Source organism: Halomonas eurihalina (assembly GCF_008274785.1).
Lineage (GTDB): Bacteria > Pseudomonadota > Gammaproteobacteria > Pseudomonadales > Halomonadaceae > Halomonas > Halomonas eurihalina.
In genome coordinates this window covers 232,738-247,425 of the sequence record NZ_VTPU01000002.1, presented here as the reverse complement: position 1 = coordinate 247,425, position 14,688 = coordinate 232,738, and the positions used below count along the sequence as shown (strand labels likewise).

The 14,688-nt window shown below is 64.1% G+C and carries 14 protein-coding genes; 4 read left to right on the top strand and 10 right to left on the bottom strand.

Going from position 1 to position 14,688, the window contains the following annotated elements:
* Positions 1-160 precede the first annotated feature (160 nt).
* From FZZ93_RS04085 to ffh, 8 genes are all read right to left on the bottom strand, one after another.
* Positions 161-1,477: a homoserine dehydrogenase gene (locus tag FZZ93_RS04085; protein ID WP_149321046.1), complete on the bottom strand. Its 1,317-nt coding sequence runs from the start codon at positions 1,475-1,477 to the stop codon at positions 161-163.
* Positions 1,478-1,558: 81 nt separating this feature from the next.
* On the bottom strand, positions 1,559-2,296 hold the full coding sequence (locus FZZ93_RS04080; RefSeq protein WP_149321045.1) for a DsbC family protein: 738 nt from the start codon (positions 2,294-2,296) through the stop codon (positions 1,559-1,561).
* A gap of 3 nt (positions 2,297-2,299) precedes the next feature.
* Positions 2,300-3,202, bottom strand: a complete 903-nt coding sequence (xerD, locus tag FZZ93_RS04075) for a site-specific tyrosine recombinase XerD (RefSeq protein ID WP_149321044.1) — start codon at positions 3,200-3,202, stop codon at positions 2,300-2,302.
* Positions 3,203-3,330: 128 nt separating this feature from the next.
* Positions 3,331-3,687, bottom strand: a complete 357-nt coding sequence (gene rplS / locus FZZ93_RS04070; protein ID WP_149321043.1) for a 50S ribosomal protein L19 — start codon at positions 3,685-3,687, stop codon at positions 3,331-3,333.
* Between the two features lie 209 nt (positions 3,688-3,896).
* The gene (trmD, locus tag FZZ93_RS04065) at positions 3,897-4,673 is read right to left on the bottom strand and encodes a tRNA (guanosine(37)-N1)-methyltransferase TrmD (RefSeq protein ID WP_149321062.1); all 777 of its coding nucleotides are present in this window, start codon (positions 4,671-4,673) and stop codon (positions 3,897-3,899) included.
* A gap of 17 nt (positions 4,674-4,690) precedes the next feature.
* Entirely contained in the window at positions 4,691-5,263 is a 573-nt protein-coding gene (gene rimM / locus FZZ93_RS04060) for a ribosome maturation factor RimM (RefSeq protein ID WP_246146102.1), read from the bottom strand.
* A gap of 18 nt (positions 5,264-5,281) precedes the next feature.
* Positions 5,282-5,530 (bottom strand): 30S ribosomal protein S16, encoded by a 249-nt coding sequence (gene rpsP, locus FZZ93_RS04055; protein WP_149321042.1) that lies wholly within the window; start codon positions 5,528-5,530, stop codon positions 5,282-5,284.
* A gap of 206 nt (positions 5,531-5,736) precedes the next feature.
* Positions 5,737-7,152, bottom strand: coding sequence for a signal recognition particle protein (gene ffh / locus FZZ93_RS04050; RefSeq protein WP_149321041.1), 1,416 nt, complete (start codon positions 7,150-7,152; stop codon positions 5,737-5,739).
* Between the two features lie 198 nt (positions 7,153-7,350).
* Here ffh and FZZ93_RS04045 point away from each other — a divergent pair, with 198 nt between their 5' ends.
* Together FZZ93_RS04045 and FZZ93_RS04040 are read left to right on the top strand one after the other, a co-directional pair.
* The gene (locus tag FZZ93_RS04045; RefSeq protein ID WP_149321040.1) at positions 7,351-8,151 is read left to right on the top strand and encodes a cytochrome C assembly family protein; all 801 of its coding nucleotides are present in this window, start codon (positions 7,351-7,353) and stop codon (positions 8,149-8,151) included.
* 68 nt (positions 8,152-8,219) lie between these two features.
* Entirely contained in the window at positions 8,220-9,503 is a 1,284-nt protein-coding gene (locus tag FZZ93_RS04040) for an HlyC/CorC family transporter (RefSeq protein WP_149321039.1), read from the top strand.
* Positions 9,504-9,521: 18 nt separating this feature from the next.
* Here FZZ93_RS04040 and FZZ93_RS04035 read toward each other — a convergent pair whose 3' ends face one another.
* Positions 9,522-10,139, bottom strand: coding sequence for a 1-acyl-sn-glycerol-3-phosphate acyltransferase (locus tag FZZ93_RS04035; protein WP_149321060.1), 618 nt, complete (start codon positions 10,137-10,139; stop codon positions 9,522-9,524).
* Between the two features lie 89 nt (positions 10,140-10,228).
* Positions 10,229-10,846, bottom strand: coding sequence for a TetR/AcrR family transcriptional regulator (locus tag FZZ93_RS04030; RefSeq protein ID WP_149321038.1), 618 nt, complete (start codon positions 10,844-10,846; stop codon positions 10,229-10,231).
* Positions 10,847-11,033: 187 nt separating this feature from the next.
* Here FZZ93_RS04030 and FZZ93_RS04025 point away from each other — a divergent pair, with 187 nt between their 5' ends.
* Together FZZ93_RS04025 and FZZ93_RS04020 are read left to right on the top strand one after the other, a co-directional pair.
* Complete coding sequence (locus FZZ93_RS04025; protein WP_149321037.1) at positions 11,034-11,723, top strand: SOS response-associated peptidase; 690 nt, start codon at positions 11,034-11,036, stop codon at positions 11,721-11,723.
* Positions 11,720-14,551 carry an insulinase family protein gene (locus FZZ93_RS04020; RefSeq protein WP_149321036.1) on the top strand — a complete coding sequence of 944 codons (2,832 nt, stop codon included), beginning with the start codon at positions 11,720-11,722 and terminating at the stop codon, positions 14,549-14,551. The genes FZZ93_RS04025 and FZZ93_RS04020 overlap by 4 nt, the downstream gene beginning before the upstream one ends.
* Positions 14,552-14,688: the final 137 nt, after the last annotated feature.

Sequence of the window (14,688 nt, the reverse complement as noted above, 5' to 3'; positions counted from 1 at the left end):
CTCGAAGCTCGAAGCTCGAAGCTCGAAGCTCGAAGCTCGAAGCTCGAAGCTCGAAGCTCGAAGCTCGAAGCTCGAAGGCAGCGTAACCCTGCCCTTCTCGGGTCAAGGGGTTACTTACCACTTAAAGCTTATGGCTTACAGCTCCGGGCGCAGCCCGGTCTTATTCCTGCTCGTCGAGACTTTCCACTCGGATTCGAGTCACCGAGCCGGCGATGTCGGCCATTGACTCGATGCGGCGGATCGCTTCGTTCATGCACTTCTCTCGGGTGCTGTGCGTCAGCAGGATGATCGGCACCAGTTCACCCTCGGTGGCTTCCTTCTGAATCAACGCCTCGATGGAGATGCCTTCCTCGGAGAGGATGGTCGCCACCCGGGCCAGCACACCGGGGCGGTCCACCGCCAGTAGACGCAGGTAGTAGGCGGTGTTGATCTCTTCCATCGGCATGATCTGCGGCTGATCATCACCCTCGCCGATGCCGCTGAAGGCCAGATAGGGAACGCGATAATGGTGATCGGTGGTGATATCGCGGGCCACGTCGAGCACATCGGCGACCACCGCCGAAGCCGTGGGCTCAGCACCGGCACCGGAACCGTAGTAGAGAGTCGGGCCCACGGCGTCGCCCATCACGGCGATGGCGTTCTTCACGCCGTGCACATTGGCCAGCAGCCGCCCCTTGGGAATCAGGGTCGGATGGACGCGCAACTCGAGACCCGCGTCGGTGCGCTTGGAGATCCCCAGGTGCTTGATGATATAACCGAGATTGTCGGCCTGCTCGACGTCCTCGGCGGTGACCCGGGAGATGCCCTCGGTGTAGGCCTTCTCGAACTGCAGCGGCACGCCATAGGCGATGGAGGCCAGGATGGTCAGCTTGTGCGCGGCGTCGATACCCTCGACATCAAAGGTCGGGTCGGCCTCGGCATAACCCAGCGCCTGGGCCTCGGCGAGCACGTCCTCGAAGGCACGGCCTTCGTCGCGCATGTGGGTGAGGATGTAGTTGCCGGTGCCGTTGATGATGCCGGCTAGCCACTCGATGCGGTTGGCGCCAAGGCCCTCACGCAGCGACTTGATCACCGGGATGCCGCCGGCCACCGCAGCTTCGAAGGCCACGATCACACCTTTCTCGTGGGCAGCCTGGAAGATCTCATTGCCATGCACGGCGATCAGCGCCTTGTTGGCGGTGACCACGTGCTTGCCATTGTCGATCGCGGTCAGCACCAGCTCCCGGGCCACGTCATAGCCACCGATGAGCTCGACGACCACGTCAACGTCGGGATTGGAGGCCAGTTCGAAGACATCATGGGTGGTCTTGATGCCGGTGATGTCGCACTCGGGATTGGGGCTGCGATAGGCCACCTGTTCAATGACGATGGGCCGCCCCGCCCGACGGGCGATCTCGTCGGCATTGCGTGTCAGCACGTTGAAGGTCCCGCCTCCGACAGTGCCCAAGCCACAGATTCCCACTCTCACCGGTTTCAATGTCACTCCCCCTAGTTCTGGCATGTGTCCAAGCGATGACGAGGCTCGGCCCCGTCGCCCGCGTTCATCGACGCGGTTATGTCAGTCATCCAACCCCAGCATGGCGGCCAGGCGCTCCGCCGGCACGTAACCGGGGACCAGGCTGCCATCGGGCAGGATGATGGCCGGCGTGCCCTGCACACCGAGTTCCAGTCCCAGATGATACTGTTCCTCGACCGGATTGTCGCAGGTTGCGTCACTTTCCAGCGACTCATCGCGAAACGTGGCCGACAAGGCTTCGCTCGAATTGTCGGCACACCAGACCTGTTCCAGCTCCCGGGCACCGGGCGAGTCCATGCCGCCCCGGGGAAAGGCGAGATAATCCACGGCGATCCCCATCTCATTGAAGCGCGGCACTTCCTCATGCAGTCGCTGGCAATAGGGACAGGTAGTGTCGGTAAACACCACGACTCGGGCCTTGGGGGGTTCGGCACCACGGAAGGTCACCCGCTGGTCATCGGGAATCTCGTCCACCCGGGCGCTGCGTTCGGCGTTGCGCGTCTTCTCGGTCAGGTTGACGAGTCCGGTGTCGGTCTTCTCGAAAAGATCCCCTACCAGGAAGTAATTGCCCTCGGCGTTGGTGTAGAAGGTTTCCCCGGTCTCCAGGCGCACCTCGTAGATATCCGCCATGGGGGTCTCCTGCACGTCCTTGACCGGCATGCTGTGTCCCGACACCTCGATGTTCTCGAGAGACTCGGGCGCGGCGGCCCAGGTCAAGGTGGGCAGTGCCAGGGCGGCTGCCAGCAGACCAGCGGCCAGGGGAAGGGTCGATACTTTCATGATTCAGCCTCGGGGATGATGTTCGGCGTGCAGGGCCTCGAGCCGGACCTGCGCCACGTGGGTATAGATCTGCGTGGTCGACAGGTCACTGTGTCCCAGCAGCAGCTGTACGACACGCAGATTGGCCCCATGATTCAACAAATGGGTGGCGAAGGCGTGTCGCAGGGTGTGCGGCGAAAGGGGGCGATCAATGCCGGCGCTTCGAGCATGCGCCTTGATACGATACCAGAAGGCCTGGCGGGTCAGGCAGGTGTCACCCCGCCCCGGAAATAGCGCGGGGCGCGTCACGTCGCGCATCAAGGCGCCTCGAGCGCTGCGCAGGTAGCGTGACAGCCAATCCACGGCTTCCTCGCCGAGTGGCACCAACCGCTCCTTGTCGCCCTTGCCGCGCACCCGTACCACGCCCTGGCGCAGATTGAGGGCATCGGTGGTCAACCCCACCAGTTCGGTGACCCGCAGCCCGGCACCGTAGAGCACCTCTAGCATGGCGCGATCGCGCAGCCCCAGCTCAGTGTCGACATCCGGCGCTTCGAGCAGGCGCTCCACCTCGCTCTCCTCCAGCGTATTGGGTAGCGAAGGCGTCACCCTGGGCAGCCTGACCTCGGCGAGGGGGTCATGTTCGATCCGGCCCTCGCCCAGCGCCCAATGATAGAAGCGCCTCAGGCTGGACAGCAGTCGGGCGTTGCTGCGCAGCTTGTAGCCCGCTTCGCGACGCTCGTCCAGCCACTCCTGCAGCGCCTGCGGCGGTGGCGCCAGCAAGGTGGCACCATGCTCGACAAGCCGCGCCTGCCAGGTTCGCAGATCATGACGATAGGCCGCCAGGGTGTTGTCGCTGGCACCTCGCTCCAGCCACAGGCCGTCGAGGAAGGCGTCGATCAAGGCAGGGTCGTCAAGAGCGGTCGACATGCTGTCAGTTCCTCGCGTGCGCGCCGGCGGCGCTTGTCCCTGAACGTGAAAAACCCCGCCCCGCAAGTGCGGTGACGGGGTATCGTCAGACGCGAGCCATCGGCTCCGTCATGCCCGGAAGGCGGGCCTCAGGCCAGCTTTTCCTTGATGCGGGCGGACTTGCCGCTGCGCTCGCGGAGGTAGTACAGCTTGGCCTGGCGAACGTCGCCGCGACGCTTGACGCTGATGGAGTCGACCAGCGGGCTGTAGGTCTGGAAGGTCCGCTCGACGCCAACGCCGTGGGACACCTTGCGCACGGTGAAGGCTGAGTTCAGGCCACGGTTACGCTTGCCGATCACCACGCCTTCGAAGGCCTGGAGACGCTCGCGGTTACCTTCCTTCACCTTGACCTGGACGACCACGGTATCGCCCGGGGCGAATTCCGGCACCTCTTTGCTCATCTGCTCGGCTTCGAGCGCCTGGATCACCTTGTTCTTGCTACTCATGACAAAACTCCTCGATAACATTACGTGACCCACCGGACCGGCAGTGGATGGCCGGTGAGTCGTGATCCCGGCGCTCGAACGAGTCGAGGCACGGGAGCGTCGTTGGTGACACAGGTCCGTCGCCCTCGATGGGCCACGTCCTGCACCTCCGCCCTGACCTGGGGAAATCCTGCCTAAATGCCGGCGTGAATCAATTCCCGCGCGACACGTTATTCAGCATTTTCCCGACTATCGGTCGGGGCGTATTCCTCGATGAACTCCTCGAGCAGCTCACATTGCTCGTCGTTCAACGTCCTGCCTTCCAGCAGGTCGGGGCGCCTCAGCCAGGTCCGCCCCAGCGACTGCTTCAAACGCCAGCGCCGGATGGCGCCGTGGTGGCCGCTGAGCAGCACTTCCGGCACCCGCCGCCCCTCGACATCCTCAGGACGGGTATAGTGCGGGCAATCCAGCAGTCCGTCGTTGAAGGAGTCCTCGAGCGCGGAGTCCTGATGTCCCAACACACCGGGCACCAGTCTTGCCGCGGCATCGATCAGCACCATGGCCGGCAGCTCACCGCCGCTGAGCACATAGTCGCCTATCGACCACTCCTCATCGATGTCGGCTTCTACCACCCGCTCATCGATGCCTTCATAGCGTCCGGCCACCACCACCAGGGGTGGGCCAGACGCCAGCTCCCCGGCACCGCGCTGGTCGAGACGGCGCCCCTGGGGAGACAGATAGATCACCTTCGGCCGCTGGCCGGTGGCGATCTCCGCTCGCGAACGCGCATCATGAATGGCCGCACGCAGCGTATCGACCTTCATCAGCATGCCCGGACCGCCACCATAGGGGCGATCATCCACGGTGCGGTGCCGATCGGTGGCATAGTCCCTGGGATTCCAGAATTCCAGGTCGATGCGGCCCTTCTCCACTGCCCGCCCTGTCACGCCCTGGCGCGTCAGCGCCTCGAACATCTCGGGAAACAGGGAAACGACGCCAATCCACATCGCCGCGTCGCTGCGACTCAAAATGCCGGATCCCAGTCGACGATCATCCGGCCAACCTCGAGATCCACCTCCTTCACGACCTTGTCGGGAAGGAAGGGCAACAGGCGCTCGCGAGTATCGACGCTCTCGCCATCGCGCCCCTTGATGACCATGACGTCGTTGGCGCCGGTCTCGAAGAGGTATTCAACGCGCCCCAGGGCGATGCCCTCGGTGGTCACGACGGTAAGCCCCTCGAGCTGATACCAGTAGAAATCGTCGTCCTCGGGAAGCTCGGGCAATTCGGGCGTGGGCAGCAGCACCTCGGCGCCCGCCAGTGCCTCGGCCTGATCACGGCCATCGACACCCTCGAGCCGGGCCACCAGCCCCTTGCCCTGCAGGCGCCCTTGAGCGAGTCGATAACGCGACTCGACGCCCCGAAGGCGCAGCACCCACTCACCGTAGTCGAGGATGCCCTCCATTGGGCTAGTGTACGAATACACCTTCAGCCATCCCTTGACGCCATACGGGCTGGTCAACTTGCCCAGTACGACATGCTCGGGAGGCGCCTTGCGCTCGGCATTCATGCTCATCATCGACCCTGCATCGGCCATGCACTCGCGTCAGGCGACTCAGGCCTGCTTGCGGGCTTCCTTGACCAGCTCGGCGACACGGTCGGACAGCTGTGCGCCCTTTTCCTGCCATTGGCTGATGCGGTCCAGGTCGATGCGCAGACGCTCTTCCTGGCCACGCGCCACCGGGTTAAAGAAGCCCAGGCGCTCGATGAAACGACCATCGCGCGACTTGCGCGAATCGGTCACGGTCAGATGGTAGAAGGGACGCTTCTTGGCGCCACCTCGTGCCAGACGAATGGTAACCATGCGTTGACTGTCCTTCGGTTGATTTACGGAGGTTGTCGATCGAAGGCTCGCCCTTCGACAATCGGTTCGGCGGCGGTTTCACACCCGTCGCCGAGTCGTTCGGTCACGACGATGCCCGCGATTCGACGCGGACCTGCCAGTGAAGACGCAGCATTTTACGGAAATCTCCCCGGCTTGGAAACCTTTTTGCGCGACTCAGGGTACGTTCAGCGCCAGGGCATGCCGCCCGGACCGCCCATGCCGCCCGGGCCACCGGGCCCGCCAGGGCCTCCCTGGCCGCCGCCCATCATGCCCGGCATGCCACGCATCATCTTCTGCATGCCACCCTTCTTGCCGGCCTTCTTCATCATTTTCTGCATCTGCTTGTGCTGCTTCAGCAGGCGATTGAGATCGGGCACCTGCAAGCCGGCGCCGGCAGCGATGCGGCGCTTGCGCGAACCATTGATGATCTCCGGGCGACGACGCTCTTTCGGTGTCATCGAGTTGATCAATGCCTCGAGCTTGCCGAACTCCTTCTCGGGCCCGGGCCCCTGGGCCATCTCGGCCATCTGGCCCATGCCCGGTAGCTTGCCGAGCAGACCGCCCATGCCGCCCATCTTCTTGAGCTGCTGCAGCTGGTCACGGAAATCCTCGAGGTCGAAGCCGTCGCCTTTCTTGACCTTCTTGGCCAGTTTGTCGGCCTTGCCCTTGTCGACGGTGCGCTCGGCTTCCTCGATCAGCGACAGCACGTCGCCCATGCCGAGAATGCGTGAGGCGACCCGGTCGGGGTGGAAGGGTTCCAGGGCGTCGACTTTTTCGCCAACGCCCATGAACTTGATCGGCTTGCCGGTAATGTGGCGGACCGACAGGGCCGCACCACCACGGGCGTCGCCATCGGTCTTGGTGAGAACCACACCGGTCAGTGGCAGCGCCTCGTGGAATGCCTTGGCGGTATTGGCGGCGTCCTGGCCGGTCATGGCATCGACCACGAACAGCGTCTCGTCCGGCGAAACGGCGCGATTGAGCGCCTGAATCTCCGCCATCATCGCCTCGTCGATAGCCAGGCGGCCGGCGGTATCGACCAGCACCACGTCGTGGAACTGTATCTTGGCATGCTTGATCGCCGCCTCGGCGATGTCCACCGGCTGCTGATCGCTGCTCGAGGGGAAGAAATCGACGTCCACTTCCTTGGCGAGCGTCTCTAGCTGGTCGATCGCCGCCGGGCGGTAGACGTCTGCCGAGACCACCAGCACCTTCTTCTTCTCGCGCTCACGCAGGTAACGTGCCAGCTTGGCCACCGAAGTGGTCTTGCCCGCGCCTTGCAGGCCGGCCATCAGCACCACGGAAGGCGAGCTCTTGAGCACCAAGCCTTCGTTGGCCTCGCCCATGATCGCCTCGAGCTCCTGCTGGACGATCTTGACGAACTGCTGGCCCGGCGAGAGGCTCTTGGATACCTCCTGACCCACGGCGCGCTCGCGCACGCGGTCGACAAATGCCTTGACCACCGGCAGGGCGACATCGGCCTCGAGCAAGGCCCGGCGCACTTCCCGCAGGGTATCCTTGACGTTGTCTTCGGTCAGGCGAGCCTGACCCTTGATGGACTTGAGCGTCTGGGACAGACGATCACTGAGATTCTGGAACATGGGCCTCTCCACATACGATGGCCTGGGAAGCCATGACTTCCCCGCAATGGCCAAAAATTATACGCCTTGTGACCGCGAGTCTCCATGCGTGAGCGCCGTCATCTTTTGCGCGCGGCTGTCAGGCATGGCGACGATTCGGTATAGTGAGCGTTCCATTTCATGTCACCAGGCGCTGGCGAAAGCGCACGGATAGCATTGATGCACGCGCTCCCTCTTGCCGTCATGGCCTTCATCCTCTACACCGCGGCCGCTTCCTGGCAGGGTCTGACCCTGGCCCGTCGAGTGCCACCGCGCAGCGCACTGGTGCGCAGCTTCGGCCTGCTGGGGCTGTTATGCCATCTGCCACTCGCCGTCGGCCTGCTCGACCAGGGCGCCTCCTTGCTGCCTGGCCTGTCCACCAGTGCGGTGCTGGCCAGCGGCCTGGCGGTCCTGACACTGCTGGTGATCAGCCTGTTCAAGCCGGTGCTCAACGTGGCCACCGGGCTCTTCCCGCTGGCCGGCCTCACCTTGCTGCTGGCCGTCGGCCTGCCGAGCCCCGAACGCCATCCCGGCATGACCCCGGGCATCGCCCTGCATGCCCTGAGCTCGGCGCTGGCTTTCGCTTTCCTGGCCATCGCCGCCTTCCAGGCGATCCTGCTCGGAGTGCAGAACCAGGCACTTCGCCATCATCACATCCGCGGCGTGGTGCAGTCGTTACCGCCCCTGACCAGCATGGAACGTATCCTGTTCGAGCTGATCTGGGCCGGCATCATCCTGCTGAGCCTGGCGATCGCCAGCGGCTTCGTGTTCGTCGAGGACATGTTCGCCCAGCATCTGGTGCACAAGACGGTGCTGTCGCTGCTCGCCTGGGTGATCTTCGCCACCCTGCTGACCTGCCATCACTGGCTGGGATGGCGCGGTATGCGTGCCGTGCGCTGGACTCTGGTCGGTTATCTGGTACTGCTGCTGGCCTACTTCGGCAGCAAGTTCGTTCTCGAGGTCTTGCTGGCGCGAGGCTGAATCGCCTTGACAGCGTTCAGCCCAGTCCCTACAACTCGAGCCTGACCCGTGATTGAGGATCATTAGACTTGAACGACGATTTCCCTTTGGGATTGCTGTTCGGCCTACTGCTGCTGCTTATCTGCCTTTCCGCTTTCTTCTCCAGTTCCGAGACCGGCATGATGTCGATCAACCGCTATCGCCTTAGCCATCGGGCCAATAGTGGTGAGAGTCGTGCCCAGCGCGTGATGCGCCTGCTCAGTCGTCCCGACCGCCTGATCGGTGTCATCCTGATCGGCAACAACTTCGTCAACAACCTGGCGGCGTCCATTGCCACCATCATCGCCATCCACTTCTTTGGCGATGTCACCGGGCCGGCAGTCGCCACCACCCTGCTGACCATCACGATCCTGATCTTCTCCGAGGTCACGCCCAAGACCTATGCCGCGGTGAGACCCGAGCGCATCGCCTATCCGGCCTCGGTGATACTGGAGCCGCTGCTCAAGCTGCTCTACCCGCTGGTCTGGCTGGTCAATGCCATCTCCAACGGTCTGCTGCGCCTGCTCGGCGTGAAAAACATCGAGGGTGACGGGGACAACCTGACCCGAGACGAGCTGCGCACCGTGGTCCACGAAGCAGGCCCGCTGGTACCGAGCCGCCACCAGGCCATGCTGGTCTCGATCCTCGATCTCGAGAATGTCACGGTCAACGACATCATGGTGCCCCACCACGAGGTCTCAGGCATCGACCTCGATGACGATCTGGAGGACATTCTCACCCAGATACGCACCAGCCAGCATACCCGGATGCCGATCTTCAAGGGCGACATCAACAACATCATCGGCATGCTGCACCTGCGCAACGCGGCCCGCTTCCTGTCGCGCCCCGAAGTGACCAAGGCGGCCATCGTGCAGGAGGCCCGGGAACCCTATTTCATTCCGGAATCGACGCCACTGCATACCCAGTTGCTCAACTTCCAGAAGCAGAAACGCCGCATCGGCATCGTGGTCGATGAATACGGGGATGTGGAAGGACTGGTGACCCTGGAGGACATCCTCGAGGAAATCGTCGGCGAGTTCACCACCGACGTGGCCAGCCAGAATCAGGACATTCACCCTCAGGAAGACGGCAGCCACGTCATCGACGGCACCGCCAACATCCGGGATATCAACAAATCACTGGGCTGGCAGCTTCCTACCGACGGCCCCAAGACCCTCAACGGCCTGATCCTGGAACATCTGGAATCCTTTCCCGACGGCCCCGTCTGCCTGGAGATCAGGCCGATCCGCATGGAGATCCTCGAGGTCCGTGACAACCTGATCACTGCGGCGCGCTGCTGGCAGGTCGTACGTCGCGCGGCAGCCACCACGTAGACACTTGCGCATAGATACCTAGACGCGTCGACCGCTCTCCACCCAGGCATCCGCCTCAGCCTTGAGGGCTCGCACCCGGGTCTCGATGCGGCCGCGCTCAGCCTCCTCGGGCGGTACCGGCTCCCCGAAATACAGCGCGACCCGTGCCCGGAAGCGGCGCGGGAACTTGCTCAATGCCGGACCGTTGCAATGCGATGTCCAGGAGCCCCACAGACCGGCCAGGCCGGCCGGCACCACGGGCACCGCATCCCTGGCCAGAATCAATTCCAGACCGCGCCGAAAGGGCTGAACCTCGCCGTCGGGGGTCAGACGCCCTTCGGGGAACAGCATCACCACCTCGCCATCACGCAGAGCCTGACTGACCTGTTCGAGAGCGCGTCGCAAGCCGCCCGGGTCGCGACGATCGGAATCGACGGGGATCGCACCCACCAAGCGGAACAGCCAGTTCAACCACCGGGATTCATAGATGGGGCGATCCATCATGAAACGCAGCGGACGCGGACTGGCTCCGCCGATCACCAGGGCATCCACGAAGCCGACATGATTGCAGACGACCAGAGCAGGGCCATGAGCCGGAATATGGCGGCGTCCCTGGAAGCGCATGCGATACATCAGGTGCACCGTCATGAACACCATCCGCCGGATCAGGGTGCGCGGCGAGCGGGCTATCCACCAGAGCAGCGCCGCCAGTGCCAGCAGCGGCGCGCCCCATGTCGTCAGAGGCGTCACGGCGCTTCGGGTGGCGTCTTCAGGCCAGCCAGCATGGTGGTCGACAACTGATTGAGGAGCTCCTCGACTTCCAGCGGCTCGCTCTGCCAATAGCCCAAGCGTTCATTGAGCCCGAGCTGCACCAGACCATGCACACTGCCCCACAGCGTGCGCCCCAGGCGACGCGCCTGCATGTCGTCCAGCGCCGGCTGATGCTCCTTCAGAGTATTCTCCACACGCAGGAACAGGGCTTCGATCATGTCGCTCTGGCGACGATCCAGCTCCCCTTCCTGAGCCAGGGGATAATCGAACAGCAGTTGCCAACGGTAGGGATCACGGCGCGCAAACTCCCAGTAGGCCAGCGCCAGCGCCTTGAGACGCTGCTCCGGCGTACCATCGCTGAGCAGCGGGTCGATAGCGACGCGCAAACGGCCCAGCGATTCGATATTGACGTGCTGCAGGAGGTTGTTGAAGCTGCCGTAGAGCTTGAGCAGCGTGCTCGGCGCGCAGCCGATCTCACGGGCCAGGGAGCGCAACGACAGCGTGTGTACCGGGCGCTCCTGCAGCCAGGCGTCACAGGCTGCCATGACCTGGGCATGAAGCGTCTCGGGGGCATGCTGTCTGGGTCGAGCCATCGGCTTCCTCGCGGGGTATGGAAAGAACAGTGGAGCGCGCCAGCCATACGGAATCGAGCACGCCTGGAAGCGAACACTGTTTCCGATAGCATATCGTTCCTGTGGAGCAACGCAAGTCCGGCGATCACAGTCGCTTTTCTCGCCTCGGTGTCTTGGTTACCCTGATGCACCACATCCCGGAGGTCTCATGGCCGGCCGACTCTACATTCCGCCTTTCGCCCTCGATCGCCTGCTGCCGGAACTGGTGGCAGACGAAGTACCACTCACGGGCACCAATCTCGCGCCTCGGCAACCCCTGCCCCTGATCCGCCTGGAGGCGGGGCGGCCACGATTGAGCCGGGCTTTCTGGGGGCTAACACCACCCTGGCTCAAGGTACTCGACCACGCGCCCCACTGCGCACGGGCAGAGTCGCTGGAATCCCGCGCCATGTTTCGCGACGCCTTCGCGGCTCGTCGTTGCCTGGTACCGGTCGGCGGCGTCTACGTCTGGCGGCCCATGCCCCGAGCCAAGCAGCCCTATCTGGTCACCCGGATCGATCGCGGCCCCCTGCTGCTGGCCGGCCTCTGGTGCCGTTTCCATACCACCCTCACCGAATACAACGATTCGCTGGCACTGATCACGGTACCCAGCCCTGCCCTGCTCGCCCCGCTGAGCGACAGGCTACCGGCGGTGATCGACGCCAACGACGCGATCCGCTGGCTCGACCCACAGACGCCGACCGCCGACGCCCGCCAGCAACTGACATCCGCCCCGGAGGAACTGTTGGGCGCTTTTCCTGTATCAAGAGGGGTGAATGATCCCGGCAACCAGGAAGCCTCCTGCGCCTATCCCATCGGCCCCATGCTACGCAGGACATCCGAACAGGAGACACGATGATCCGTCTATCACGCCCATGCCTGGCCGCGTCACTGACGCTGGCCATGCTGCTGCCCGGTGCCAGCATCGCCCAGCAGGCCACCCACGAAGCCGAGCAGGCCATGACACCCCGAGTCAGCCCCCACGACGACCGCGACTATCGCGTCCTGACCCTGGACAACGGACTCACCGCCCTGCTGGTCAGCGACAGCGAGGCCGACAAGGCTGCCGCCTCGCTGAACGTGGACGTGGGCAGTGCCCAGGACCCCGACGACCTGCCCGGGCTGGCCCATTACCTCGAACACATGCTGTTCCTGGGCACCGAAAGCTACCCGGAGGCCGATGCCTACCAGAGCTACCTGACACGCCACGGCGGCCAGCACAACGCCTTCACCGCCTCCCAGGACACCAACTACTTCTTCTCCATCGAGCCCGACGCCCTATCCGGCGCCCTGGATCGCTTCAGTCGCTTCTTCGTCAACCCGCTGTTCAATGCCGACCGGCTGGAGAACGAGCGCAAGGTGGTCCATTCGGAATACATCGCCCGCAAGCGCAGCGAAGGGCGACGGCGCAACGATGTGCTGGACCAACTGCTCAATCCGGAGAATCCCACCACCGGCTTCTCGGTGGGCAGCCTCGAGACCCTGGCCGACAGGCCCGAGGGCGAGCCCGGCCTGCGCGAGCGCATCCAACGCTTCTACGCCGACCATTACGATGCCAATGTCATGCACCTCTCCATCGTGGCGCCACAGCCACTGGACGAGCTGGAATCACTGGTGCGCGACAACTTCACAGACGTGCCGGACCACGGCCTATCGCGCCCGACCATCGAAGCGCCGCTGGCCGACGAGTCGCGCCTGCCCGCTGCCGCCAAGCTCAAGTCGCTGCGGGACAGCCGCCAGGTAAGCTTCTACTTCCCGGTTCCCGACCCGATCACCGATTATCGCCACAAACCGGCCAGCTATCTGGCCAGCCTCCTCGGTCATGAGGGCGACGGCAGCTTGCTCGCCGTATTGCGCAAGGCCGGCTGGGCCGACGGCCTCTCCGCCGGCGTGGCTCGCGGCGATGGCCAGCACGCCCTCTTCCAGGTGGATATCAGCCTGACGCCGGAAGGCACCGAACATCTGTCGCGCATCCAGGCCAGCCTGTTCGCCGCCATCCGCGCCATTCGCGACGGCGGTGTCGAGGCATGGCGCTACGACGAGCAGGCCAAGCTCGCCGAGCAGGCCTTCCGCTTCCAGCAGCACGGTTCCGCACTGAACGATGCCATGCGCCTGTCGATGAACCTTTCCCGCTATCCCGTCGAGGACGTCAACTATGCGCCCTACCGCATAGATGGCTTCGACGCCTCGCGCATCGACACCTGGCTGTCGGCACTGCGACCGGACAACATGCTGAGGCTCTACAGCGGCCCCGAGGTGGAGAGCGAACGCACCTCCCCCTGGTTCGACACCCCCTGGTCGCCGGTCGCCCTCGATGACGACGATACCCAGCCCCTGGCCGGCCTGTCGCTGCCCGAGCCCAACCCCTACATCGCCGAGAATCTCGAACTGCTCGGCCAGCAGGACGAGATACCGCAGAAGCGACTCGACGAACCGGGCTTCGAGTTCTGGCACATGCGCGACGCCAGCTTCGACACGCCCAAGGTCGAGTGGCGCTTCAGTCTTCAGAACCCCGAGGCCAGCCATGATGCCCGCAAGGCGGCACTGTCGCGCCTGCTCGCCGGCTGGCTGCAGGACAGCCTCAATGAGCCACTCTATCCGGCGCGACTGGCCGGCCATGGTTTCGACGCCTATGCCCATGCCCGAGGCATCACCCTGTCGTTCTCCGGTTGGCGGGATCGTCAGGATCGTCTAGTCGAGCGCGTCCTCGAGCAGCTTCAACACGGCAAGATCGAAGCCGACAGCGTCGAGCGCGTCCGCGAACGCCTGCGGCGCGACTGGCGCAACGCGCCCCAGGACGATCTCTATCGCCAGGCCGGGCGCACCCTGACCGAAGCCCTGATCAACCCGCAGTGGTCTCCCGACGCGCTGCTCGAGGCCAGCGAAGACCTGGACACCCAGGCCTTGCGCGATTTCCGCGAGACCTTCCTCGCCGACCTGCATCTCGAGTCCATGGCCATCGGCGACCTGGGCACCGAGCAGGCAGAACAGCTCGCCCATCATGTCGCCGACAAACTGGCCCCGGCGCTGTCCCACGAGGCGATTCCCGAACTGGTGACGCTGCGCGCCAGCGACGATCTCCCCGCCCTGATTCCCGATACCAAGCGGGACGAGTCACTGGTCATGCGCTACCTGCAGGGCAACGACCGCGCCCTGGCCACCCAGGCTAGGCTGTCGGTGCTGGGCCGTCTCCTCGAGACGCCTTTCTACCAGCAACTGCGTACCGAGCAACAGCTAGGTTATGTGGTCAACGCCGGTTATCGCCCGCTGCTCGATGCCCCCGGCATCACCTTCCTGGTGCAATCGCCGGACACCGACAGCCAGACCATCCAGACCCGGATCGATGCCTTCATTGACGACTTCGGCAAGCGCCTCGACGATGTGCAGGACAGCGACCTCGCCGCCTATCGACAGGCCGTGCGCGACGACCTGCTGCAGCGCGACACCAGCCTGCCCGGCCGCACCAATCGCCTGTGGCAGGCGCTCGCCCTCGAGGACACTGACTTCGACCACCGCAAGCGGCTGGCCGAACGCGTGATGGACGTCACGCCCGAAGCACTGCGCAACACCTGGCGCGACCTGTCACAGGGGCCCGCGCTCAACATCACCCACGACCCGGGCGACAGCCCCAGCGACGTGCTGTCTCTCAAGGCGGACCTGACACCTCTGCCGAAACAGGCACACTGAAATAACGTGCCACAAGGAAGCGCTGATTAAGGATGCGATGATTTATGTAGCGAGCGATGAAAGGCTGGGCGCCGCCGGAACGGAAGCACCGCCGTTTACATGGTGGTAAATGAGGATGTTGAGTACCGCCGGCGTTC

What these genes read in the sequence shown, in the direction of transcription:
- xerD (WP_149321044.1), bottom strand. Translation starts at nt 3,202, where the DNA reads ATGTCGACCGCTCTTGACGACCCTGCCTTGATCGACGCCTTCCTCGAC.
- FZZ93_RS04045 (WP_149321040.1), top strand. Translation starts at nt 7,351, where the DNA reads ATGCACGCGCTCCCTCTTGCCGTCATGGCCTTCATCCTCTACACCGCG.
- rpsP (WP_149321042.1), bottom strand. Translation starts at nt 5,530, where the DNA reads ATGGTTACCATTCGTCTGGCACGAGGTGGCGCCAAGAAGCGTCCCTTC.
- trmD (WP_149321062.1), bottom strand. Translation starts at nt 4,673, where the DNA reads ATGTGGATTGGCGTCGTTTCCCTGTTTCCCGAGATGTTCGAGGCGCTG.
- FZZ93_RS04035 (WP_149321060.1), bottom strand. Translation starts at nt 10,139, where the DNA reads ATGGTGTTCATGACGGTGCACCTGATGTATCGCATGCGCTTCCAGGGA.
- rplS (WP_149321043.1), bottom strand. Translation starts at nt 3,687, where the DNA reads ATGAGTAGCAAGAACAAGGTGATCCAGGCGCTCGAAGCCGAGCAGATG.
- FZZ93_RS04020 (WP_149321036.1), top strand. Translation starts at nt 11,720, where the DNA reads ATGATCCGTCTATCACGCCCATGCCTGGCCGCGTCACTGACGCTGGCC.
- ffh (WP_149321041.1), bottom strand. Translation starts at nt 7,152, where the DNA reads ATGTTCCAGAATCTCAGTGATCGTCTGTCCCAGACGCTCAAGTCCATC.
- FZZ93_RS04025 (WP_149321037.1), top strand. Translation starts at nt 11,034, where the DNA reads ATGGCCGGCCGACTCTACATTCCGCCTTTCGCCCTCGATCGCCTGCTG.
- rimM (WP_246146102.1), bottom strand. Translation starts at nt 5,263, where the DNA reads ATGGCCGATGCAGGGTCGATGATGAGCATGAATGCCGAGCGCAAGGCG.
- FZZ93_RS04030 (WP_149321038.1), bottom strand. Translation starts at nt 10,846, where the DNA reads ATGGCTCGACCCAGACAGCATGCCCCCGAGACGCTTCATGCCCAGGTC.
- FZZ93_RS04080 (WP_149321045.1), bottom strand. Translation starts at nt 2,296, where the DNA reads ATGAAAGTATCGACCCTTCCCCTGGCCGCTGGTCTGCTGGCAGCCGCC.